This window comes from Alteromonas sp. W364, assembly GCF_031846205.1.
Lineage (GTDB): Bacteria > Pseudomonadota > Gammaproteobacteria > Enterobacterales > Alteromonadaceae > Glaciecola > Glaciecola blandensis.
In genome coordinates, this window is record NZ_JAVRID010000001.1 from 76,445 (window position 1) to 99,143 (window position 22,699).

The following is a 22,699-nucleotide window of genomic DNA, read 5'->3' on the forward strand; positions in this document are numbered from 1 at the left end:
TAATTTTATGCGCAAATTTATTGTTGTGTACCGTTATCGGTATCTGTTTTTATGGTGTTTTTATTCTTATTTTTGATCACCAACTCGTTCATCGACGAGTAAAAAAACACTCCTTAATCATACCTAATTCAAGGTGCAATTAATAACTGTCTTTTCGCGAACGTAAAGCCGCAAATACTTCGACTGCATTGGCAGGTGATAAGTTCATCTCTTTCGCAATGTTTTCCTCTATGCGTTTGTCCTCACAGCGCAGGAAAGGATTAATTCTTTTTTGCGTTTTGATATCGCTTGGCAGGGTAATTTTTCCAAGTGCTCGAGTTTCTTCGGCCCACCGGCTATATTCCTGTAATGCCATGTTTTCAGGGTCGACGTGTTTTGCGAATGCCAGATTTGCAAGTGTATATTCATGAGTGCAATACACTTTGGTATTCTCTGGAAGTGCGGCAAGTTTACTCAATGACTTGTAGAATATTTCTGGGGTACCTTCAAACATGCGACCGCAGCCAGCAGAAAAAAGAGTGTCGCCACAAAATACTAGGTCTTCATTAACGTAGCCGATGTGGTCCATTGTGTGACCATGAAGTTCGAGGACATTGAGTGTGACAGACGGGCTTTCAATGGAAACAATGTCTCCTTCCGATAAATTATGCGTTAAGCCTTTAATATTAGGGTTTTTGGGACCATATACAGGCACGTCGTTGTGCTTCTCTTTGAGTGCTAGAACGCCACCCACATGGTCATAGTGGTGGTGAGTTATAAGAATTGCAGTCAGTGTTAAATCTGCTGATATCAGGGCTTCTTCTACAGGCTTAGCTTGGCCAGGGTCAACAACAATGGCGTATTTGCCGTCATGTAAACACCAAATATAATTGTCATCGAAAGCGGAAATTGCGAAAATCTGATTCATCTTAGCCTCATTAAAATATCTATGCTATTAAGTGTGCAGTATGAGTATTACGCTTGCAAGTAGAGTCGTGTTCACTATAACCTTAGGCCAAGGTAAATTAACTAACAAGGTTTATGTGGCGTGATGAAATCAGCACTAAGTGCGGTTAAGCCTCAGTATCCTACTGGATGGTCTGATATTAGCCAAGGCGAGCTGATTAAACAAGAGCTTGAGCTAGCCTGTGCACCTTTAGTTGAGCGGATATTTGGTTATCATTTCGTCCGTTTAGGAACGCTCAGTGGTGATGTCGCCTTGGTTAATTCGCCAATAAAACACATCGTTAATCTAAGCGAGCCCATAACTGCAGGTTGCAATGTCAGGGGTATCTCGCGAGAACTACCTCTTCAACAAAACTCCGTTGATGGTTTCTTGTTGGCCGCCGAGCTAGATTTTGCTCAGGATCCTCACCAAATTTTACGCGAAGTTGATCGTGCCATCACTGCTAATGGGCAAGTCATTATTGCTGGATTTAACCCTTTCAGTATGGCTGGCGTGCTTAAATACTTTCCTATAAATAAAGGCAATTTATTGCATCAGGGACGCTTCTTCACCAGCGCTAGAATAAAGGACTGGTTGCAGCTTTTGGGCTTTGAAATAGTCGAGCAGGAGTATGTTATGTACTCGTCCTTATTTGCTAGCAAACGCTTTTCTCAAGGATCAAGAATACAAAAGTTTTGTAAGCGGTACTTGCCAGGCTTATCGTCAATGTACGTCATTGTGGCGAGGAAAAGAGAGATACCACTTTCGACGATAAAACCTAAATGGAAGGTGAAGAAGCCAAGTTTTTCTGCAGCAAGTGCTAGAGTGAGCCATCGCGACTCACTCTAACTATCTTAAATGACAGTTAAGTAGCTCGACAAGCTACTTAACTTTCATGCCAGGCTGGGCGCCATCATGAGGCTCAAGAATAAAGAGGTCGCTGCCACCAGGACCAGCCGCTAGCACCATTCCTTCTGACATTCCAAAACGCATCTTACGTGGTGCTAAATTAGCCACCATAACAGTCAGTTTACCTTCCAACTCTTCAGGTTGATACGCTGATTTAATACCAGCAAATACCTGTTTTGTTTCACCACCCAAATCCAATTCTAAACGAAGGAGCTTATCGGCTTTTTCAACGTGTTCGGCTTTTGCTATTCGAGCAACGCGTAAGTCGACCTTGGCAAAGTCTTCAAAGCTAATCGTTTCAGCGATAGGATCTTGTTCGAGGGGCGTTCCAGATTGAGTTTCAAGCGCCGGTGTAGAGGCTTTCTTTTTTGCTTCTTTCGCTGGTTTTGTTGCTGGTGCTAGACTTTCTTTTGAGTCTTCGATGATAGCATTCACTTTGTCCATCTCAACGCGTTGCAACAGCGCTTTGAACTTGTTGATTGAATGACCCAATTTAACTTCTTGTGCGCTGTCCCAATTGAATGAGTCATTCAAGAATGCTTGTGCCTGCTCTGATAACTTCGGCATAACTGGCGTTAAATAAACCATGAGGATACGGAACAAGTGGATACCAAGAGAGCACACATCATGAGTGAATGCTTGTTTAGCTTCATCTTTAATCGTCACCCAAGGTGCTTGTGCATCAATATATTGATTTGCTTGATCAGCTAATGCCATGATATCGCGGACGGCTTTATGATAGTGACGAGCTTCAATATGCTGAGCAATACTTTCACTGGCTTTCTGGAAGGTAGCAAGTAACTCAGGGTTTTCAATGTTATCAGACAGTTTGCCGTCAAAGCGTTTAGTGATAAAGCCTGCACAGCGGCTAGCGATATTGACAACTTTACCCACTAAATCAGAGTTTACTTTCTGGACAAAGTCTTCAAAATTTAAGTCGATATCTGTTACCGAATCGTTTAATTTCGATGCAAAGTAATATCTTAAGTATTCGGGGTTCAAGTGCTCTAAATAGGTGCGAGCCTTAATAAATGTGCCGCTCGATTTGGACATCTTAGCGCCGTTAACAGTTACGAAACCATGAATGTTCACACCGGTCGGCTTTCTGAACCCGGCACCTTCAAGCATTGCTGGCCAGAACAAGCAGTGGAAGTAAGTAATGTCTTTACCAATGAAATGATACAGCTCTGTGTCAGTATCTTTTGCCCAAAACGGGGCGTCATCGATAGCATTGGCATCGCAGAAATGTTTAAAGCTGGCCATGTAACCCACTGGAGCATCTACCCAAACATAAAAAAACTTGCCCGGAGCATTGGGTATTTCAAAACCAAAGTAAGGAGCGTCGCGACTGATATCCCATTGCTGTAGCCCTTGCTCAAACCATTCTTCTAGTTTGTTTGCCATCTCATTTTGTATAGCGCCAGAGCGGATCCAAGATTTCAGCATATCTTCAAACTTAGGAAGGTCGAAGAAATAGTGTTCAGAGTCGCGCAACACTGGTGTTGCACCAGAAACTACCGAACGTGGGTTCTTTACTTCAGTTGGACTGTAAGTAGCACTGCATACATCACAGTTGTCGCCGTTCTGGTTTTCAGCACCACAACTAGGACAATCACCCTTGATAAAGCGGTCTGGCAAAAACATTTCTTTTTCGGGATCATATAACTGGCTGATCACGCGTTTACTGATATATCCAGCGTCATTCAAATTGTTATAGACTAATTCACAAAGAGTCTTGTTTTCTTCTGAATGAGTCACATAATAATTGTTATAGTCAACGTGAAAATCAAGCAAATCTTGGTGATGTTCTTCGCGTGTTTTAGCGACCATTTGTTCTGGCGTAATGCCTAACTCTTGTGCTTTCAACATGACCGGTGTACCGTGCGCATCGTCTGCACACACGCTGTAACATTCGTGACCTCTCATTCGTTGGAATCGAGTCCAGATATCGGTTTGAATATGTTCTAAGAGATGGCCTAAATGAATTGAACCGTTTGCGTAGGGTAATGCACTGGTGACCAAAATACGGCGTTTTTCAGCCGTAGCAACTTGAGTAGTAGACATAGATTAAATATAGGTTTCACAAATAAAAATTAATGCGCAGATGGTAGCCCAAACAAGCTTATTTTGCATTACGTAATTCTATCGAATAAGTAGTTTTCTGACGCATCTTTATCCAAAAAGGAGTTTTTCGCCGTGTTTTCAAGAAAAAAGCTAGAAAGAAACGATGCAATTGAGCAGGCGGTCGCGTCATTTTTTAACCTTAATAGCGAACCAAAACACCGCGAAGCTATCGTTGCTTTAGCTGATGAGAAAAGCTTAGAGAAGGGTAAAAAACAGGTTATTGAGCTCAGTTTGCCATTCTGTGCGAATTCACGTTTGGACGCACTTGCTGCTTACTTAACTGAGCAAATGCCATCCTTAAACAAGAGTGAAATAAAGGTTAGCTATAATATTCCTATCACAGCGGCGAAAACAACACCCATACCCAATGTTAAGAATGTGATTGCGGTTTCCTCAGGCAAAGGGGGCGTAGGTAAGTCGGCTACTAGTGTTAACCTTGCGTTTGCTTTGATGGAAGAGGGAGCGCGCGTAGGGATTGTGGATGCAGATATTTACGGGCCATCTGTTCCGATCATGCTGGGTAACCCAGAGGCGCATCCAGCGAGTGAAGATAACCGAACTATGTTTCCAATTGATGTGCATGGTGTAGTTGCTAATTCTATCGGTTATCTAGTTGACAGTGAGAGCGCGGCCATATGGCGGGGACCCATGGCGACCAAAGCATTAAAGCAATTAATTTATGAAACGAAGTGGCCCTTGTTAGATTATTTAATCGTAGATTTGCCGCCAGGAACGGGCGATATTCATCTTACATTAGCGCAGCAGGTACCCTTGAGCGCAGCCGTCGTTGTTAGTACGCCTCAAACGATTGCTACTGCTGATGCGAAAAAAGGCATTGCGATGTTCGGCAAATTGGATGTGCCAGTATTGGGGATCGTTGAAAATATGAGCTATTTCCAATGTGCGTGCGGAGAGAAGTCCTATCCTTTCTCCAAAGGAGGTTCAGCTAAACTTGCACAACAATTTGAAATACCCGTGTTAGGCGAATTACCTTTGAGTAACGCTATTCGAGAGCATGCTGACGAAGGGAAGCCAATAGTGGTCTTTGATCCCGGCAATGAAGCCAGTCTTATTTATCGTGAAATCGCTCAACAAGTGTCTATAAAAATAGGCACAGAAATGCCTCAGCACGCCTTAGTAACGAAGCATACACAAGGAAATCCTGAGCTAGGTATAGCTATTGTCAATCAACAATAAATGAAAATATTGCAAGCGCTGCCATCTGCAAGCATAATCAATCACATAAGTTTAGGTAAGCATTCCTAAATAGTGGTTGTTGTGTTTCAAGGAACAAAGTTATGCGTTTGTGTGACAAGGATATTCTCAAGTATCTGCAAGAAGGGAAAATAAGCATCGTTCCTTCACCCGATTATGATCAAATCAGCGGCTTGACTGTCGATGTCAGGCTCAGTAATAAGTTCAGAGTTTTTCAAGAACATGCAGCGCCTTATATTGATTTGAGTGGCCCGAAAGAAAGCGTTCAAAAAGCCCTCGATTCAGTTATGAGCGACGAAATTTGCATTGCAGATGAAGACTCCTTTTTCCTTCATCCAGGTGAGCTCGCGATAGCAGTTACGCATGAATCAATTACCTTACCAGATAATATCGTCGGTTGGCTTGACGGTCGTTCGTCTCTTGCTCGATTGGGTTTGATGGTTCATGTCACTGCGCACCGAATCGATCCAGGTTGGTCAGGTCAGATTGTTTTAGAGTTTTATAACAGCGGAAAACTTCCCTTAGCGCTGAAGCCTCTTATGAAAATAGGTGCAATAAGTTTTGAGATGCTTAGCGGTCATGCCGAAAAACCTTACAATGCCAGAGTAGATGCAAAATACAAAGGCCAAATAGGCGCAATTGCGAGTCGTATCAGCGCTGACGACAAGAGCGAATAAATGTAGTAAAGGCGTGAGCTATACTCAGGATTAGGTGAAAGTTTGGCAAAACCAAAACTAAAAATATCAAGCATAATTCAATTTAAACAAGCGTCGCTGCACGGAGTAGGGCTGTCAGAATCGCAGATATCTGAAGTCCAGTCAAAGCTGCTGGCAATCATATCTAAACTTCTATACGTCACTCAGCCTTTCAACATATTCAACGCCTTGTTAGTGGCGTTCATGTTTCAAGACTTTGCCAACTCTCAGTACCTCAACTCGATTGCTTCCTTTCTCTGTTGTGTTTCGCTTAGTTGGCTCATATGGTCAGAGTACTTTTGGCGTCGAAACCAAGAATACATTACCAACCGGGTCGCAATGCGGATTCATTGTATTTTTGCTGTTGCCGTAGCTTCGGGCTTTAGTCTGTACTCTTATTATCTCTTTCCAATTGTAGGTGATGAGGGACGACTCGTACTGGTAGCGATGATTACGGGTATGATTTGTGGCGGAGCTTTTGCTCTTTGTATGGTTCCAAGAGCTGCATTCTATTGGATAGGACCATTAACAATATCATCCATCCATATTGGCTTCATGCTTGGAGACCTTACCTTTAGTATCGTATTGAGTGGCATGATATTGTTCTACGCTGCTTTGATTAGCACCATTATACTGGCTCTACATCGTACTTACTTAATGAGAATTGCAGCAGAGCAACGCGCTCAAATTCAAAAATCCAAGGCGGAATATCAAAAAGAGAGTATGAGCGTCTTGATGCAGGACTTTGAAGATCACGTGAGTGATTGGCTATGGGAGTTGGACGGACGAGGGAAATTGTCACATTTACCGAGCAAAATTAAATCTGCTATTCATCTCGACAACGAACAAATCATTGAACTCGATCTACCCACCTTATTATCGCAACATTTTCATTGTACTGAAGCTGACCACCTCAAAAAAATTAAGCAAGTGGAAGAGGCTGTAGCAAATCAAATGGAATTTAACAGCGTTGTGTTTCCAATCTACTTAAACGATCAAGTCGCTTGGATGTCATTATCGGGTAAACCTCTATTTGAGGACGATGAACTCATTGGTTGGCGCGGTGTTGCCAAAGATGTGACGTCAGAGTACACACACAAACAAGAAATTGAACGCTTGGCGAAAACAGATATGCTGACAGGGCTACCGAATCGCTTCCAATTCAATAAGCATGCAAGTCGCTTTGAGTCCGGTGCAATTCCTTTCATGATCATGTTGATAGACTTGGATAACTTCAAAGAAGTAAATGATGTCTTTGGTCATCATGAAGGAGATAAATTACTTCAACATATTGCTCACCGTTTTACACAAGCATTACTGCCAAAAGAAATGATCGCTAGATTAGGCGGAGATGAATTTATTCTGTTCAGTACAGAGGTAAAAAATGCACAACGAAGAGCAAGGCAGATACTCGATTGTTTATCTGCTCCAATTCGCTTAACCAACACACAGGTTGAAATTAAAGCGAGTGTCGGTGTGAGCGTCGCGCCGCAACACGGCCTTGTTCTCGATGATTTATTCAAGAAAGCTGATATAGCAATGTATGCTGCGAAGGGAAGTGGTAAAGGCCAGTTCACTATTTTTAATAACCTGCTTGAGGCTGAAAACAACAAACGTATCCAGATGATGAGTGACTTGCGGGTTGCGGTAGACGAAGGTCAGTTTTTTGTTGAATACCAACCTCAGGTTGATAGCTTAAATCATAATGTAACAGGCATGGAAGCTTTAGTACGTTGGTCTCACCCTAAACATGGCAGAGTATCTCCAGGCGATTTCATTGAATTGGCCGAAGAAACGGGGCAAATTATTTCTATTGGCAGTTATGTGCTGGAGCAAGCATGTCAGGACGCAAAAGCGTGGCCAAACGATTTGAAAGTGAGCGTCAATGTATCAGGTCTTCAGTGCCTATCTGATAATTTTATTGATATGGTGATGTTAACACTAGACAGGACTGGTCTTCCGCCATCCCGTTTGGAGTTAGAAGTGACTGAGTCGGCGATTATTGAGAACATTGATGCAGTAAATAATAAGTTAAAATTACTTAAGCAGAAAGGTATTTCCATTGCACTGGATGACTTTGGTACTGGTTTCTCATCGTTATCTTATTTACAGCAACTCTCCATCGATACCTTAAAAATAGACCGTTCATTTATTACTGAGTTAGATTCAGATGCCACAGCGGAGCGCTCAGCAGCGATTGTCGATGTAATATTAAAGCTAGCAAAAGGTCTTAATTTAAGTGTCACGATTGAAGGCGTTGAAACAGAAACACAGTTAGAAAAGGTGAATTTGTTAGGTGGTTATACAATTCAAGGCTACTACTTTTCTAAACCACTTCCTTTGAAAGAAGTGCGTAGCTTTATTACTGACTTTACGATGCCAGCTACAGGCGATGCCAAACTCAAAGCTTAAATTCTGAGCTAAAAAGGGCAATTGTATAAAATTACTGGCTTTTTCTGTGTGGGTAAATATAATGCCCCACTTCGGTCGGTGTGTGGCGCAGCTTGGTAGCGCACTGTCATGGGGTGTCAGGGGTCGGAGGTTCGAATCCTCTCACACCGACCAATTCTCCTTTGCTTTGCGTGCAATCACTCTGGCGCAAATTACTGAGTAAAGGTAAGGCCTTGAATCGCTGACAAGAGTAATACAGATGAATGGCTGACTCTAATTTAAAAAGTCTTCCAAAAACCAAGCTGAAAATTCGTGTCTTCCACCTAAATTGCTTTTGTTGTAGATGCTGGAAGCTTGTTGCCTAACCGTCATTTCTTTTGTGTCTCTTACGCTTGCGATTTCTTTTAAGCTTAAGCCTTTTAATAAGAGCAGCGCGACCTGTTGCTCACCCATTGTTAACTCCCACTGTTCAAATTGATTTTTAATAATAAGACTGTAGCGTTTTCTTTCTTCTTGTATTTTACCGCTAAGTAAAGCGACCTGCTGATTTGCATCTGCAAGTTTCGATGCTAGCTCCTGCAAATTTTTGTTTTTTGTGCGCATGTGCAGAACAAGAACGGTAGCACCTAATCCAGAGAGGAGCACCAAGGACGCCTCTTGCGCAATATGCCAAAAAGGCATTCCCAACCCGACATCTACCATCACATCAAAAGCGTTTAGTGTCATGATGATAAATAAGATGGTTGCTACAACAGTGTTTCTCATTATTTCTTCCTTAATCACTACTTATGTGGCCTGAGAGCTATGCGTCATACATATGTGCGATGGCGCGTAATACCTATGTCTGATGCGCTTGCAGACGCAATCTTGTAGTATTGACGCAACTTTAACGAGCGCGAGAAATCAGTGACAAGATTCAAATCTCTTTGGTGGCCATGGGGCTATTTCGTTGTCTATATATGCGTAATTTTGCCAACGCATGCACAACCTAATCTAAGTTTACACGATAGTTTACAAGCAGCTATCGAAAAACAGTCAAATTTGTTAATAAAACCCAATATTGAGCAAGTTAAAGAGTCGGGTTTGTCAACTTGGCTTGACGGTTCACCATCAGTCTCTTTTATGCATTTGGAGAGCAGAGATGAATTGGGCACCAATGAAAGTGAGATTACCTTTAGTTTTGATATCAAGTCGCCCTTTTTAAGGGACATTGAGAAAAAGCTGGATAGCAAAGTAGACAAACTACAAAGCACTGCAAAGCAACAGTTCGCGCTAATTTTATCGGGTCGTTTAAGAAGTATTCTTTGGGAACTGAGCATACAAAAAGCATCTTTAGAGGCCTTGAACCGCAAGCAAACCTTACTGTCTAGTTTGACAACCCAGTTTGAGGAAATGGCTGCAGCTCAAGCTATTCCGCAATACCTTGCGCTAATAGTGCAAGCTGAAATGAATCAACTTTCTATTTCGTTCATGGAATATCAGCGCAATATTAGTAGTTTGCAGGAGCAATATTTTGCTCTCACCGGCCTTCGTGTTTTGCCTAATCAGATTAGTGAAAGCCTTGAGGGGGAAGAGATAGCTGAAATAGCGAATCACCCCGATGTTCGAGCTTTAGATGCCGAGTTTGAAAATGCCTATGAAATGTTACTAGGCAGCAGTAAACGAACTACGCCTTGGAGTATTCAACTCACTGGCAAGCATGTAAGCACGCCAGGGTTTTCAGAAAACCAGTTGGGTGTAGGTGTGGAAGTGCCTATTGGAATAGGGGAAACCCTTTCTTCCTTGCAAAAAAGTGAATATGCAAAGTTAACAATCGATCATGAAATCGCAAGAAAAAAACTGTACTTACAACTAACGGAAAACAAAGCATCAAGGGTGCGAGAATATACATTTTTACAAGAAAAGCAGCGATTGCTCGATAAAGGTTTATCCACATTACATGCATTAAATAAGGTAATGGATGAATTGCGTGAAGCGAATGCGCCGAACCAAGAGTTTTTCATTCGTACCTTACTGAACAATATTGATGCCCAATCAAATGTTGAATTGAACCGACTTTACACTCAGCGCCAAGTTGCGCTCATTAAACAAGCTGCTGGAATTACACTATGAAAACCTTCTCACTTTTATGCCTCGTACTTACCTTCACTAGTGTTTCTGCACAGAACTTGTCTGTTGAGCAAACCACGCTTCAAGATTTAGCGTTGCAAACGCAAACAATCGAAACAATAAATTCGTACCGTGGTAAAGCGCTTTTAGCACAAGCGAGTTCGTTACCAGGGCAGGCTTACGCTTTGAAGTCACCCATTAATGTGCAGCAGATTCGCTACCTGAAAGGGAGTGGTGCAAGCATCGCTGAAGGAGAGGCTTTCGCAGTGCTTCAAGGGCCAGAGGTACATCACTTTTACATGGCGTACCAAATGAAAAAAGAACTGTATAACCAAGCCCGCGCACATTTTGAAAATAGTAAAGCGCTATACAAACGAAAATCTCTCAGCGAAAAGGCATGGTTAGACGTCAGCAATGAATTTCATGATACTAAAATGGAATTTGATGAACTAACTCACTTTTTTGAACTGGTTGTTGGTTTTGATGAAGAAAAGGATGCCATGACTTTGGCTTCGCCCATTGATGGTTCGCTTGAATATAGTGGCATTCGGATGGTAGATGCTAACAGCCTTATCGCCTCCTTCGTGCCAAATGACGCGATGAGAATCAAACTAAAGCTACCCATCGATGGGAAGCAAAACCCCGAATATTTTATCGCGAAAAACTGCCAATTCGCACTCGATTTCACTGAAGTAAACGAATCTGCATTTTATCTAACGGCATGGGCTCAACTCACAAGTGGAGATTGTCGTCTGGTGAAAGGACAAATTGTAAGCGCAACGCCAGTATATTCCCTAGATGCTTACAAAGCCAAAAAGTCTGCGGTTTTTAGTTGGGAGGGAGCAAACTACATTTTTATTAAGACTGAAAATGGTTTTGATGGGGTTGAGGTCAGCTTGATAAATGCTCAAAACGACAATTATGTTTTTCAATCAAAAGCCTCTTTGGTAAACAAGGATGTGCTGGTCTCTTCTGTAAGCGCGTTGCAAGGGATCTTGCTAGGTTTGGGGCAGTAATATGCTAGATAAAGTTTTACGTTTCTCACTGACGCAACGCATATTTGTTCTCATTGTTTCGTTTTTTTTATTATTGGCGGGTGGGTCAGCATGGTTTGCATTGCCAATTGACGCCTTTCCAGAGATATCACCAACTCAGGTAAAGATAATTCTAAAGGCACCAGGGATGACACCTGAGGAAATTGAAGCGCAGGTTACGCTACCGATTGAAACCGAGCTTTTGGGTATTCCTAATAAAGAAGTTTTACGTTCAACAACGAAGTACGCGATTACTGATATCACTATCGATTTTAAAGAGGGGACTGATATCTATTGGGCCCGCCAGCAAGTCACTGAGCGCCTAGCCGCCGTCATGCCATCGCTACCAGATAACCTGGACGGTGGTATCGCACCAATGAGCACAGCATTGAGCGAGATGTTTATGTTTTCGCTCGAAAATCCGGCGATGAGTCTTATTGAAAGACGACAGTTATTAGAATGGGAAATTCGACCGTTGCTTAGAAGTATTAACGGTGTTGCCGACGTTAATATTTTAGGTGGCTTTGCAAAAACCTATCAAATAAGCCCAGATCCAATAAAACTGTCCAGTGTGGGAATGACATTTGAGCAGCTAAGCGAAATTATCCAGTCCATCAATCAAAATGGCAGTATTGGTCGAGTCAATATTGGTAATGACACGATGATTGTGCGCAGTGAGGGACGTATTAGCAATATTGATGAACTACAAAATATTGTTATCGCAAATATCGATAATAGTGTGGTGCGTTTACAAGATGTTGCGCTTATAGATATAGGACACTTAACTCGTTATGGCGCCGTAACAAGAAACGGTGTTGAAACTGCAGAAGCGATAGTCATTGCTTTAAAGGATGCGAACACAGCTGAAGTCATTGAGCAGGTCACTGATAAATTAGCTCAAATTCAAAGTTCATTGCCGAAAGGTACTGATATTAATGTGTTTTACAATCGCAAAAACTTGATCGATAAAGCCATTGGCACTATAGAGGAGGCTCTTCTAGTTGCTGTTTTACTGGTTATTATTTTACTGTCTTTGTTCTTAGGAAATATTAGAGCAGCCGTTGTGGTTTCTCTTATTCTGCCTATGTCGGCTGTGTGTACGTTTTTATTGATGGACTATTTCGGAATGTCTGCCAATTTGATGAGTCTCGGTGGACTTGTTATTGCTATTGGCATGCTAGTGGATGCGTCGGTGGTGGTGGTTGAAAATACAGTTAATAATTTAAAGCAGAATATGAAACTACCCAAATTGCATCTGATTTATCGTGCCTGCAAGGAGGTTGCGGTTCCTGTTGTTTCAGGAACGGTTATTGTTATCATCGTATTTTCGCCATTATTAACTCTTGGCGGCTTAGAAGGTAAGCTGTTTAAACCAGTGGCAATTACCATTGTTTTTGCCATGGTTTCGTCTTTAATTTTGTCGCTAACACTCATACCAGCACTGGCTTCACTGCTACTAAAAGCAACGGCCATAAACGAACCAAAGTTTGTTGTATGGCTCCAAAATAAATATCAATTAACGTTAACGAGCACTATTAAACAACCTCTTCCCGTTATATTGATTACCGGTGCACTTCTGTTTGCCAGTATCGTTTTATACAGTGCACTTGGTAAAACCTTTATGCCCGTTCTGGACGAGGGCGATATTATTGTTCAGTTAGAGAAATCGCCGAATATTTCACTTGAGGCGTCTACACAATTAGATATTCAAATTGAAAATGCCCTACTTGATAAATTTCCAGAAATACAACAAATCGTGTCAAGGGTCGGCTCGGATGAAATTGGTCTTGATCCAATGAGTTTGAATGAAACAGATATTTTCATGGAGTTGGCACCGGTTTCAACATGGCGATTCGAATCTAAACAAGCATTGATAGAGGAGATTAGAAAAGTACTTGCAGGCTTTCCTGGGATCAATGTTGGCTTTACTCAACCGATACAAATGCGCGTGTCAGAGATGCTCACTGGTAGCACGGGTGATGTGTCAATTAAGGTCTTTGGGAATGATATTAACGAACTTGCCATGCTCGCAGGGCAGATTAGTGATACCACTAAAACACTCCAAGGTAGCGTTGATGTGAGTGCGTCGGTAATTGAGGGAGGCGACTTTTTAAGTATTCGCTTAAAGCCTGAAATCGCCAGTATATATGATATGACAATTGCTGAACTGACACTTTTCCTAAAGTCTCAAATAGAGTCTACGACAATAAATACAATGATAGAGGGAAAGCGGAAAACCCCCATCGTCTTTGGTTTACCTGATTTAAGCAACAGTCGACCATCGACACTAGCTGAAATGCAGTCAATGACGATTTTGATGCCAGATGCAAGTTTGGTGCAGCTATCAAGTATTGCCAACATATCATTCAAACAAGGTCCTATCTTAATTGAACGTGAGGACAGTAACCGTTTTGCTGTCGTTACGACAAACGTTGCTGGTAGGGATATTGTGGGCTTTGTTGAGGAACTTAAAGGTGCGCTTACTGAGTCCTTAAATTTACCCGTAGGTTATACCTTAAGCTTTGGTGGAGAATTTGAGAATCAGCAACGAGCCGCTAATAACTTAATGGTAGTTGTGCCGATAGCAATTGCTCTCATCATGATCATTCTCTTCACTACCTTTGGTTCCTTAAGTAAAGCGAGTTTAATTTTGGTGAATATCCCGTTTGCAACAATGGGGGGCGTTATTGCACTCTCTCTGAGTGGCGAATTTCTATCGGTGCCCGCGTCAGTTGGGTTCATTGCTTTATTGGGAGTGGCAGTGCTGAATGGTGTGGTCATGGTCAGCTACTTCGAACAAACTAGGATCTCAAGTGTTAATGTCATTGACCGTATTGTAGTCGGGGCCAAGCGACGATTGCGACCTGTACTAATGACAGCAAGTACCGCGATGTTCGGACTTTTCCCTTTAGCTTTTGCAACCGGGCCAGGTGCTGAAATTCAGAAGCCTTTGGCGATAGTCGTTATTGGTGGATTGTTTACATCAACTTTTACTACCTTATTCCTAATACCTGTTTTTTATATTTGGCTGGAGAATCGTCGTGACGCAAGAACAAAATGAATTGATATTAATTGCAATCGTGCCAGAACCTCTAAAAGATGATGTTGTGGATTCGTTGATGGCTGCCAGTTTCTTAAGTGGATTTAGTTTGAGTAAAATACAAGGCTTTAGCCAAGAACATAACCATTATAATTTATCCGAACAAGTTGAAGGGTATCGCGATTTTTATCGTTTCGAAATTTTACATAAAGCTGGTGATTCTGCATTTTTAGTCAGATTGCTGGGCGCAAGCAGCAGCGGTAACAACATTAGATACTGGGTTAGTCATTTAGTTGAGTCAGGGGTTGTTTGATTTTTAGTTTGTATTGTTTGCTTCAATTGAGCCAGCAATGATGATGGTAGGAAAGTTGAGTCGTCGGCCGGGTTGGATAAAACCATAGGGCTTCTGCAAAACTATGGCATTGAAAAAACGATTACGAGCAAATTTAAAACTGCATTAGGTAGACGATATAATATACAGCCGTTTCAATAAAGTACGCGCTATGCTATTTTTATTTCCTTTGTGCTGCTTTTCGCGGCCGTCGTTGTCACGAGCGTATTTTTAAACCAACAAATTAAAGCAAATGTCGACCAAGCGATCCTATCCGATAAGTAAAGACGTGTTGCTTGGGAAAGTAGCTAAGCAAATGCGTGAGAATGCCAAAAGCGAATGAAGTATTTGATAAATAGGAAACGAAAACGGTGGAAACAAGTATGACAGCAAGTGCAGTAGAAATCATTCAGTTGGCGCTTGCCCCCATATTTTTGATTGTTGGTATTGGCACAATGGTTAACGTTGCCACGGGTCGTGTTGCTAGAGTCATTGATAGAGCTCGATGGTTTGAAGAGCTTGCCAGAGAGAAGTCTCAGCGAATTGATGCTAGAGCATTGAGAGAGCTTCGCTCGCTAAATAAAAGAATGCGTTTGGCTAACTGGTCGATTAACTTTTTGATTGCTGCAGCCCTTGTGATTTGTGTCGATGTCATCCTGCTTATGATCAATGGATTAGTGACGACCAGTTTAGACACAACAATCTTAGTGCTGTTTATGTTAAGTATGGTTTTCCTAACAGGCGGACTGATTGCATTCTTTTTGGAAGTGAGTGTTGCAACCGCTACGCTGAAAATTAATTCTCATTACTTTCAACAGTCGCATCAACTAGACGAGGATAGCGACTGATTTAACTTGCAAGAAGACAGGCATACCTACCATCAAAAACAGGTCATCGATTGATTTTCGTGTCACTCTAGCAACAAGCTCTTTGTTACCCACATCAATCTTGACTAGTACGCTAGCACTGCTGCTATCACGTTGAATTGAATTGATACGTCCTGCTAAACGATTCAGCATTGTGCTTTGCGGCGCTGGGTCTAGCGAAATGCTTAAGTCACTGGCAAGTAGTCGTACTTTTAACTGTTGGCCAAGTTCTTGACCCTTATCTTCAAGCCATAAATATGAATGATCAAAGCCCACTTTAATTAACTGCCACTTCTCTTTCCTTTCCAGCACGTGACAATCCAAGATGGTACTCGCTTCAGATACGTAATTTGAAGGGAGCTCTGTACTAGACAACACTTCATTAATCGGCCCGCTAGTTGCCAACTTCCCGTTATTAATAACCAATAAATGATTGGCTAACTTGCATACTTCATCGCTAGAGTGGCTAACATAGAGTATCGGTACCTTAGATATACACTGTAATGCGCTCAAATAAGGCAGTATTTCTTGTTTTCTGGTCTCATCAAGAGAAGCGAGAGGTTCGTCCATAAGAAGGAGTTTGGGTTTGATCAGGAGCGCTCTAGCCATTGCAACACGCTGTTTCTCTCCTCCTGACAACTTGTCTGGTGAGCGCGTTAATAGTTCTTCGATACCTAAGGCGTGAATGACTTCTTCATGGAAGGCGCGTGTGACCTTTTCATGACTACGCTTAAGTGCAAATGCGAGATTGTCTCTCACACTCAAATGCTCAAAAAGCCGTGCATCTTGAAACACGTAGCCAATTTCTCGCTTGTGTGTTGGTACATTAACTTGCTCAGAAAGCCAAGTGGTTTGGCCAATCTGCAAGTGTCCTCTAGTCGATTTTTCGAGACCAGCTATACAGCGAAGTAGGGTTGTTTTACCACTACCAGATTCACCCAAAATGGCAGTAACACCATTGTTCGGGAAACAGGCGTTGACATCGAAATCAAAAGGCTTCTCCCTAGAAGGGTAAGATAATTGAAATGCGAGATGAATTTGATTTTGTTCGCCCGTTTTTGAAGACATTTTTATCGACCCAAACTAAATTTGCTGGCTTTACCACGGGATTGAAAAGTATATAGGGTCAGCAATACAAGGAATGAAAATAACACCATAATACCAGATAGAGCATGGGCACCAGTGTATTCTAGCGCTTCTACATAATCGTAAATCTGGATCGAAACCACTTTGGTTTCTTGCGGAATATTGCCACCTATCATAAGCACGATACCAAACTCACCGACAGTATGAGCAAAACCTAAGACACTGGCTGTTATAAAGCCCGGCTTAGCTAAAGGAAGAATGACATGAAAAAACCTATCTGCGGGGCTGCAGTGAAGTGTTGAAGCGGCTTCCAAGGGCTTTTCGCCAATCGCTTCTATCGCATTCTGGATAGGCTGTACGACAAAGGGCAAAGAGTAGAACAAAGAAGCAATCACTAAGCCCCAAAACGTAAACGGCAGCAGGCCTAGGCCAATGGATTGCGTAAACTCTCCTAAAGGACCATTTGGACCCATCGCAATGAGTAAGTAAAAACCCAATACTGTGGGTGGTAAGATTAATGGCAATGCTACAATTGCGCTGACGGGTCCTTTCAACCATGAACGAGTAGACGCTAACCACATAGCTAATGGCGTGCTGATTAGCAGTAAAATCACCGTGACTGTGGTCGCGAGCTTTAAGGTTAGAACGATTGCATCTATGTCGCTGGTGGACAGCACTTTAAAATTCCTTGTTTTAAGATTTTATTCAGTTCTATATCCATGAGATTGTATGATGTTTTTACCTTCTTTGCTTTGTAAAAATTCAATAAAGGTACTTGCAGTGGCGAATTGCTTGCTCGCGCTTAAGATCACGGCATCTTGATTAATGGCTGGGTAATCCTCTTCAGCGAGTAACCAAAACGATCCATAATCAGGCAGTTGAGAGCGAGCAATAAAACCGATATCAACATTGCCACTAGCGACGAACTGAAAGGCTTGTGAAATACTTTCGCCTTGCACTTTGGTCGCGGGAGGTTTTTGTGTGCCATAGGTGTTCTGTAATAATTTTTGTGCAGCTAGTCCATAAGGCGCAAACTTTGGATTCGCCATTGAAAAGCGCTTAACTTGAAGCGAATTAAAAAGGCTAGCGAGATTATGAGTTTGGTCTGAATGCGTCAATATTTTGCCTGCACTCCACAAATTTTCGCGTCCAGACCACAGTATTAACTCACCTTTGGCATAAGTAAATTGGCTAGAATGAATGGCATACTTGTTGTCGGTTAACAATGTGGGTTTAATTTGATCAGCGGATAAAAAGACGTCATATGGAGCACCATTCACTATCTGTGCATAAAGCTTACCTGACGAGGCATAGGAGATGGTGAGCGATACATTATGTAGGGTTTCAAACGCTTTTTGCAGGTCTTGCATCGGCGCTATGAAGTTGCTAGCTACGGCAATATGCAGTGATTCGTCGTTCGCCGCACGAACACGCGGCAATGCGGATAGGACCAGCATTGCCAAAGTGAAAAGTAAAATTCGTTTTTGTGTCATGCCATCAGTATAACACTAATGGCTTTTTTGATAAGCGGCCGTTAGTTTGTCTAACTTCTCTGCCAGTTCATTGAGCACTTTCGTTTCATTAGCAATTTCCAATACTTTTTCAGCGTTGCTATTAGCACTTTCTCGAATCTCAATCATGTGTTCACTGATCTCATCTATAGACAGCGTTTGTTCATTTACAGAAAGTGCAACCTGGGCACTGCTGGCGCCAATTTGGTCGAAAAGGCTACGATTCTTTAGGGAAATGTCCTGTGCAATCGCAATCGATTCTGAGGAGGCTTTCGATTGTTCGACAATTTGAGAAATCTCTTTTGTGGCACTAGACGAAGACTGTTTCAATACATCCATGATGCTTTGAATTTCCTGAGTCGAGTCGGCAGTGCGTTTCGCTAATGTTCTTACTTCGTCAGCAACAACTGCGAAACCGCGACCTTGCTCTCCAGCACGTGCGGCTTCTATTGCTGCATTGAGTGCTAACAGATTAGTTTGATCTGAAATCGCCTGAATAGTTGAAAGCGCACCCGCAATGGTATCTGTATTGGTGGTAAGAGACTTAATCACAACGGCCACTTCGTCGATCTTAATGGCCAGTTGTGACATTTCACTTTGTGAGCTTTCAATGACTTCCCTAATTTGAGTGCCATTTTTTGCAATTTGTTGACTAACTGAGTTTGCTTCTTCCGCGTTACTTGACGCTAATGTTGAGCTTGAGCGGACATCTTGTAACGACTCTGCGATTTTTACTGTTCTATCGGCTTCTGACTGTACATTTTGCATTGTAATAACAGAATCTTTCTCGAGTACGCTAGCGACATCACGCAAATGCTGGCTGTTTTGGGCAATATCCGTAAAAACATTCTCAAGCTTTTCAACAAATCGATTATAGCCTTTGGCGACGTCTTGTACTTCCTGTTGACCCTCTGCTCTCATCCGAAACGATAAATTTGCTTTGCCATCGCCCAGCTTTTGAAACATGGAGGCTAAGTGAGTGATCGGCTTACTGACTGTTGCGGACATATAGTAAGCAATAGCGGCGCCAATAATGGTTATCACGATTGACCAAATAACGATTGTCCATTTGGTTTTATTAACAGTAGAAAACACCTCATGGCTAGGCACTTCAGCGATAACATACCATTGCATGCTTGGTATATAACCCGACGAAAGTAAAACATCAACGCCATCGCGTTCGCTTAAGGTCGTCTCAAATGCTTTACCATTTAATAATTCTGTATTGAATGACTGTCCATACAAATCGGTAAGAGACGCTTTATTTGTCAGGGCTTTATTACTCGGAATAGCTATCTTACCTGTTTTGTCTACCAAGAAAACGAAGCCTGTTTGCTCTATTTTGAAGTTGCGTAACAAATTCACCACGTCATTAAATGACTTAGATGTGCCAGACAAACCGTTGCCGTTAATTTGCTGATGATTCACGAACAAGTCAGTTGAGCCTGTATTTGGATCGGAATAAACACTGACCGAATTTGCTTCTTTGCTGTCAACATAAGCAAAAAACCAACCGTCGGCTGCGTCGTTTTGTAATGTTCTTAGAAAGCCATCCTGATTCCAGTATTTTGCAGTATTTTTATCGGCAAATGAGGCACTTGATAGTCCGAAATTAAGTGTCGTACTTTTTAATTTGTCGACCAATAGTTTTTCGTTTTCACCGCTAAAACCTGATGTAGACCAATTGAGGATAAATGGGTCATTCGCTATTTGCGTCGCAATGGTAAGCATTTGGCTAATTTCAGCGTCAATTTCTCCTGATATGCTACTGATCAGGGTAGGCAGTTCTTTGCTAAGAACTCGTTCAGACAGATCACGTTTGGTGGTAACGACACTCAAGGTGCCCACAAACAATGCAGTAATGGCTACAAGCGAGCAGATAAGGAAAATGATTTTCTGACGGATGGATACATCGAGCATGTGTGTATAAACCTTATTTAAAGAAATTGAGTGTCAATAAGTTGATGAATCTACCGCACTTATTGCTTTTCTAATTGTTTATCGACCAAATCCACTTTGCCCGCATGATTTTTTTGCGAAATCGGAGAGTAGAACAGCGCAAAAACGAAAGCAAGTGTAGAGTGATGTTAATCATGACCAATTTATGCACCGTCATCGCAAGCCTCTAGGTTCTCAATAGCATTGGTTTGAGTACCGAACTGTGTCAAAATAACTGCATAATAAAACCAAAGAGACAGTCAAACATTGTGAAGAAAAACAAACATATTATAAAAACCAGTTTTGCTACTTTGATACTTAGCATAGGTCTATTATCGATGGCAGCATGCAGCCCCAACAATAAAGTCATTAATGAAACTGACACAGCAGTCCCAGCTAAAGCTGAGGACACTGGCTCTATTGAGGTTGGTAAGGATTATCATAGCTTTGCAAATCCAGAAGAAATTACAGTCACTCACTTAGACTTAGATTTACGCGCTGATTTTGAACTGAAACAGCTCTCGGGCACTGTTGGTCTCGATATTCAACGTGCACAGCCGGGTGCCAATACACTTGTGCTCGACACTCGTGACTTAGATATTAAAAAAGTCACAGTGGCCGGCGAAGCGGTTCCTTTTGAACTAAAAACAGCTGACGAAAATTTGGGTTCGGCTTTATATATCGAGTTACCAACTAATGCTGAGCGATTACTGATTGAATATCAAACGTCGCCATCAGCATCGGGTGCACAGTGGCTAACACCTGCGCAAACCGCTGGGAAAAAGCATCCTTTTTTATTCACTCAAGCCCAAGCTATTCATGCGCGTAGCTTTATACCTTTGCAGGATTCACCAAAAGTACGTGTTACTTATACGGCAACAATTCGCACGCCAAAAGAGCTACTTGCAGTGATGAGTGCGTCAAATGACCCAGACACAGAGCGCGATGGTGTATACGAGTTCAACATGCCACAGGCTATTCCGTCTTACTTAATAGCCTTGGCAATCGGTGACTTAGAGTTTCAAGCGATGGGTCCTCGTACAGGTGTATACGCTGAGCCCTCAATGCTTCAAGCGGCAGCAAAAGAGTTCGAAGACACAGAGAGTATGTTGATAGCAACGGAAAACAAATATGGGCCTTATGGTTGGGATCGCTACGACCTATTAATTTTACCTCCGTCATTTCCTTTTGGCGGTATGGAAAACCCTCGCTTATCATTCATTACGCCTACTGTCATTGCAGGTGATAAAAGCTTGGTTGCATTAATTGCACATGAATTGGCGCACAGCTGGTCTGGAAACACGGTGACTAATGCGACTTGGCGTGACCTATGGCTGAATGAAGGTTTTACAACGTATCTAACTTATCGAATCATGGAAATGATATATGGTGAGGCACGTTATAATATGGAAGCGGTCTTGGGCTACCAAGACTTACAAAACGATATCGCATCATTAACTTCGAAAGATCAAATTCTAGCGATTGATCTTCGCGGGCGTGATGCCGATGACGTTTTCTCAAATATTCCTTATGAAAAAGGTGCATTGTTTTTACGAGAAATTGAGCAAAAAATTGGTCGCGATAACTTTGACACTTTTTTATTGCAGTACTTTGAAGACTTTGCGTTCAAAAGTATCACCACAGACGAATTTATTGCTTATCTAAAAACGACATTGTTAGCGCAGTACCCAGATAAGTTATCAGCGGAACGTATTGATCTTTGGATATTTGAGCCAGGTATTCCTGAGGGGGCGCCGGTGCCAGAATCTGATGCGTTCGTTAACGTAGATAGTGCAAGAGATGCTTGGCTTGGCGGGAATATGAGCGCTAATGAAATTGATACAAACGCTTGGACTGTTCATCAGTGGCTTTATTTCTTAAATAATATGCCAGAACAATTGAATGATAAGCAATTGCTTGCCTTGGATACGGCGTTTGACTTAACAAATAGTAAAAATAATGAAATTGCACATAGTTGGTTGATGATAGCTGTGCAAAATGAATACAAGCCTGCCTACGATAGGTTGTTTGATTACCTCACCAGTATTGGACGGAATAAACTAGTGAAGCCATTATATCGCGAGCTAAGTAAGACAAAAGAAGGCAAAGCTTTTGCTAAGAAAGCGTTTGATAAGGCGAAAGCCGGATACCACCCATTGACCGTATCGGCAAATGAGGGTTTTGTTAACTAGCTTAGCTGACTTTCTGTTGATCTTTGCTCACAAAAATAATTCATGGTGTAGGGCAAAATTATTCATTGTACAAGTATGAATCGATGCTTTTATTATGCAAATTCCTACAGATGGGTAATTAACATGAGCAAAGATTACAGATTTCAGAAAGAAGAATTAGACGACATTGAGCAGCAAGATTGGTTAGTTGGGAAATATCGTCATGACGCTATGAGTCAAAAAGCATCTCAGAGCAAGGCAGAAATCGCGCGTAAGAAGCGTGAGAGTAAACGCATGAGCGATGAGCGAGCTAATCTTACGGCGGAGTTTAATGACAAGCATTAGAGCCAATCA

General features: G+C 42.0%; 18 protein-coding genes and 1 tRNA gene. 12 read left to right on the top strand and 7 right to left on the bottom strand.

Translation table 11 applies throughout. The annotated features are described in order from the left end of the window. Positions 1 to 139: 139 nt before the first annotated feature. A complete protein-coding gene (gene gloB / locus RM556_RS00375) occupies positions 140 to 907 on the bottom strand; it encodes a hydroxyacylglutathione hydrolase (protein WP_311373576.1) in 768 nt (255 codons plus the stop codon). A 123-nt stretch (positions 908 to 1,030) separates the two neighbouring features. Between gloB and RM556_RS00380 the strand changes: the two genes are divergently transcribed. After that, entirely contained in the window at positions 1,031 to 1,774 is a 744-nt protein-coding gene (locus RM556_RS00380) for a methyltransferase domain-containing protein (protein WP_311359980.1), read from the top strand. A gap of 33 nt (positions 1,775 to 1,807) precedes the next feature. Here RM556_RS00380 and metG read toward each other — a convergent pair whose 3' ends face one another. Next, positions 1,808 to 3,898, bottom strand: coding sequence for a methionine--tRNA ligase (metG, locus tag RM556_RS00385; RefSeq protein WP_311373577.1), 2,091 nt, complete (start codon positions 3,896 to 3,898; stop codon positions 1,808 to 1,810). Between the two features lie 132 nt (positions 3,899 to 4,030). Here metG and apbC point away from each other — a divergent pair, with 132 nt between their 5' ends. From apbC to RM556_RS00405, 4 genes are all read left to right on the top strand, one after another. Continuing rightward, positions 4,031 to 5,155 (top strand): iron-sulfur cluster carrier protein ApbC, encoded by a 1,125-nt coding sequence (gene apbC / locus RM556_RS00390; RefSeq protein WP_311373578.1) that lies wholly within the window; start codon positions 4,031 to 4,033, stop codon positions 5,153 to 5,155. Between the two features lie 101 nt (positions 5,156 to 5,256). Then, positions 5,257 to 5,850: a dCTP deaminase gene (gene dcd, locus RM556_RS00395; protein ID WP_311359983.1), complete on the top strand. Its 594-nt coding sequence runs from the start codon at positions 5,257 to 5,259 to the stop codon at positions 5,848 to 5,850. Between the two features lie 42 nt (positions 5,851 to 5,892). Next, on the top strand, positions 5,893 to 8,280 hold the full coding sequence (locus RM556_RS00400) for an EAL domain-containing protein (RefSeq protein ID WP_311373579.1): 2,388 nt from the start codon (positions 5,893 to 5,895) through the stop codon (positions 8,278 to 8,280). 76 nt (positions 8,281 to 8,356) lie between these two features. After that, positions 8,357 to 8,433: transfer RNA gene (locus RM556_RS00405), tRNA-Pro, on the top strand. A gap of 99 nt (positions 8,434 to 8,532) precedes the next feature. Here the strand turns inward: RM556_RS00405 and RM556_RS00410 are convergent. Beyond that, positions 8,533 to 9,024 carry a LuxR C-terminal-related transcriptional regulator gene (locus RM556_RS00410; RefSeq protein ID WP_311359985.1) on the bottom strand — a complete coding sequence of 164 codons (492 nt, stop codon included), beginning with the start codon at positions 9,022 to 9,024 and terminating at the stop codon, positions 8,533 to 8,535. 141 nt (positions 9,025 to 9,165) lie between these two features. Here RM556_RS00410 and RM556_RS00415 point away from each other — a divergent pair, with 141 nt between their 5' ends. The 5 genes from RM556_RS00415 to RM556_RS00435 all read left to right on the top strand — a co-directional run bounded on the left by RM556_RS00415 (position 9,166) and on the right by RM556_RS00435 (position 15,621). Beyond that, positions 9,166 to 10,371 carry a hypothetical protein gene (locus tag RM556_RS00415; protein WP_311373580.1) on the top strand — a complete coding sequence of 402 codons (1,206 nt, stop codon included), beginning with the start codon at positions 9,166 to 9,168 and terminating at the stop codon, positions 10,369 to 10,371. After that, a complete protein-coding gene (locus RM556_RS00420; protein WP_311359987.1) occupies positions 10,368 to 11,384 on the top strand; it encodes a hypothetical protein in 1,017 nt (338 codons plus the stop codon). Before RM556_RS00415 ends, RM556_RS00420 begins: the two co-directional genes overlap by 4 nt. A gap of 1 nt (position 11,385) precedes the next feature. Then, positions 11,386 to 14,463, top strand: coding sequence for an efflux RND transporter permease subunit (locus RM556_RS00425; RefSeq protein ID WP_311373581.1), 3,078 nt, complete (start codon positions 11,386 to 11,388; stop codon positions 14,461 to 14,463). Next, positions 14,444 to 14,755: a DUF3240 family protein gene (locus tag RM556_RS00430; protein WP_311359989.1), complete on the top strand. Its 312-nt coding sequence runs from the start codon at positions 14,444 to 14,446 to the stop codon at positions 14,753 to 14,755. The genes RM556_RS00425 and RM556_RS00430 overlap by 20 nt, the downstream gene beginning before the upstream one ends. A gap of 401 nt (positions 14,756 to 15,156) precedes the next feature. Further along, positions 15,157 to 15,621, top strand: coding sequence for a DUF2721 domain-containing protein (locus RM556_RS00435; RefSeq protein ID WP_311359990.1), 465 nt, complete (start codon positions 15,157 to 15,159; stop codon positions 15,619 to 15,621). Here RM556_RS00435 and modC read toward each other — a convergent pair. Genes modC through RM556_RS00455 form a run of 4 tightly spaced genes read right to left on the bottom strand, consistent with a single transcriptional unit; the run spans position 15,601 to position 20,156 of the window. Further along, positions 15,601 to 16,707 (bottom strand): molybdenum ABC transporter ATP-binding protein, encoded by a 1,107-nt coding sequence (modC, locus tag RM556_RS00440; protein ID WP_311373582.1) that lies wholly within the window; start codon positions 16,705 to 16,707, stop codon positions 15,601 to 15,603. The genes RM556_RS00435 and modC overlap by 21 nt on opposite strands. Positions 16,708 to 16,709: 2 nt before the next feature. After that, complete coding sequence (gene modB / locus RM556_RS00445; protein ID WP_311360706.1) at positions 16,710 to 17,399, bottom strand: molybdate ABC transporter permease subunit; 690 nt, start codon at positions 17,397 to 17,399, stop codon at positions 16,710 to 16,712. A 27-nt stretch (positions 17,400 to 17,426) separates the two neighbouring features. Then, positions 17,427 to 18,218 carry a molybdate ABC transporter substrate-binding protein gene (modA, locus tag RM556_RS00450; protein ID WP_311373583.1) on the bottom strand — a complete coding sequence of 264 codons (792 nt, stop codon included), beginning with the start codon at positions 18,216 to 18,218 and terminating at the stop codon, positions 17,427 to 17,429. A 15-nt stretch (positions 18,219 to 18,233) separates the two neighbouring features. Beyond that, positions 18,234 to 20,156: a methyl-accepting chemotaxis protein gene (locus RM556_RS00455; protein ID WP_311373584.1), complete on the bottom strand. Its 1,923-nt coding sequence runs from the start codon at positions 20,154 to 20,156 to the stop codon at positions 18,234 to 18,236. 356 nt (positions 20,157 to 20,512) lie between these two features. Here RM556_RS00455 and RM556_RS00460 point away from each other — a divergent pair, with 356 nt between their 5' ends. Together RM556_RS00460 and RM556_RS00465 are read left to right on the top strand one after the other, a co-directional pair. Beyond that, positions 20,513 to 22,366 (top strand): M1 family metallopeptidase, encoded by a 1,854-nt coding sequence (locus RM556_RS00460; RefSeq protein ID WP_311373585.1) that lies wholly within the window; start codon positions 20,513 to 20,515, stop codon positions 22,364 to 22,366. Between the two features lie 123 nt (positions 22,367 to 22,489). Continuing rightward, positions 22,490 to 22,690: a hypothetical protein gene (locus RM556_RS00465; protein ID WP_311373586.1), complete on the top strand. Its 201-nt coding sequence runs from the start codon at positions 22,490 to 22,492 to the stop codon at positions 22,688 to 22,690. The last annotated feature ends 9 nt before the right edge of the window (positions 22,691 to 22,699 follow it).